Consider the following 1,916-nt stretch of genomic DNA (forward strand, 5'->3'; position numbering starts at 1 on the left):
TACAATGTGGCTTATCCCGAACTGGGGTTAAGTAACGCCGAGACCAATCCTAGTACACCATAAGTCCCTAAGCGCGAATCCTTCATAATAGTTAAAGTACGCGCGCGAGTCAGACCACCACCTAGACCATCACAGCTATCCGCAAGTCCATCTTCATGAAAAGCGCCAGTTAGCCTAATCCCAAAGGCCGTACTTATCACTGCCGCCACCAAAGGCGTAAATAAAAAACTACACAGCCAAAATATACCTGCGCAAATCAGCCCAACCAGCAGACCTACCCCAGGAAAATGACGGCTGCTCTGGTGCAACCACTGCGGATTGTAATTGGCGAATTGCGGTACGGGCAGACGCGTTAAAAACTGTACTGCTACTAACAATAAACGCCATTCATACTTTATAAATTGACTAATACTTGGTTTAGAAGAAGACTGGGGTAATGCATTTGGTTGATTCAATGTCTGATTTAATGGTTGTTTTGATGGCTTTTTTGATAATTGTGACATTAGCTGTTTTGTCCACTGATACCAGCATCATTAAAACTAGCCATCTCATTGATAATCGCACAAGCCGACTGTAATAATGGATACGCCAGCGCCGCGCCACTACCCTCACCTAGGCGCATACCCATATCGAGTAACGGCTCAGCATTGAGCAGTTTTAATAAATGCGTATGTCCCGGCTCGACCGAATGATGAGCAAAGATAGCATATTGAGCAACACCCGGCGCTAAGCGCTCAGCCGCCAACAACGCGCTACTGGCAATAAAACCGTCGATAAGAAGAATACGGCGCTCACTGGCGGCTTGCATCAGCGCCCCTGCCATCATCGCAATCTCAAGCCCGCCTAATGCCGCAAGTATGTCGAATGGCGTTTGCGCTTCACTGTGCCGCGCTAATACTTGAGTTAAAATACTTGCCTTGTGCTTTAATCCTGCATCGTCAAGGCCAGTGCCGCGACCGATACAAGCATCAATCGGTATATCGCCCAATCTTGCCAGTAATAAACTGGCGGCGGATGTGTTACCAATTCCCATTTCACCGACAATCAACAGATTGCCCGCCATGTTCTTGACTACGTCCATACCATTTTCTAATGCGGCTAAGCACTCTTCTGCTGTCATGGCAGGCTCGCTAAGGGCGTCGCGGCTTCCATGACGCACTTTATAATCGAGCAGTTGCGCGTGGTCTTTAAAAGGAGAATTGGCAAAGTCGGCATTGACACCAGCATCGACCACTTTTAGCTCAATATCATGCTGACGCGCTAAAACATTGATAGCAGCACCGCCTTGCAAAAAGTTATAAACCATCTGCGCCGTCACCGCGCTAGGATATGCTGAGGTACCATGCTTGGTTAGACCATGGTCGGCAGCAAATACCCGAATTTGCGGTTGCGTAATTTGCGGCGTGGTCGTATCTTGAATCAATCCCAACTGTACCGCGAGCGTCTCTAAACGTCCAAGGGCGCCCAGTGGCTTGGTTTTTTGGTCAACGATTTGCTGCAATTGTTGGTACAGCTCGTTATTTTCTATGTTTGCAATCGTTGGTGCTATAAATGTGTTCAAGCAAACCACCCTCGTATTTATACAATTAAAACAAAACCCACATACTAGCAGAGTATCTCAGCTTTACCACGAATAAAATCAAATGAGAGCCGAATAGACTCCCTAGTAGGATAGATTTACGATAGAATATGCACCTTTAAAAATTCATATCACTATTGATGTTAAGCTAGACGCCAAACTCACTAAATGCTGTGTGAGTTGCATTAATAGCGATAAGAGATTAACAACTATATAGAGACAGTAATGATCGTATTTTGGCTGCTGCTGACCATTCTTTTTATCATTTTTGCCACTGCGAAGTTAAAATGGCATCCTTTTTTAGTATTAATACCCCACTCTCAACTTGAAATAAGCA

General features: G+C 45.5%; 2 protein-coding genes. Both read right to left on the bottom strand.

Going from position 1 to position 1,916, the window contains the following annotated elements:
• Positions 1 to 11: 11 nt before the first annotated feature.
• The gene (locus IQ457_RS13370; RefSeq protein WP_200663875.1) at positions 12 to 503 is read right to left on the bottom strand and encodes an adenosylcobinamide-GDP ribazoletransferase; all 492 of its coding nucleotides are present in this window, start codon (positions 501 to 503) and stop codon (positions 12 to 14) included.
• Entirely contained in the window at positions 503 to 1,570 is a 1,068-nt protein-coding gene (gene cobT, locus IQ457_RS13375; RefSeq protein ID WP_342343319.1) for a nicotinate-nucleotide--dimethylbenzimidazole phosphoribosyltransferase, read from the bottom strand. The genes IQ457_RS13370 and cobT overlap by 1 nt, the downstream gene beginning before the upstream one ends.
• Positions 1,571 to 1,916: the final 346 nt, after the last annotated feature.

The organism is Psychrobacter sp. M9-54-1 (assembly GCF_016613355.1).
Taxonomy (GTDB): Bacteria; Pseudomonadota; Gammaproteobacteria; order Pseudomonadales; family Moraxellaceae; genus Psychrobacter; species Psychrobacter faecalis.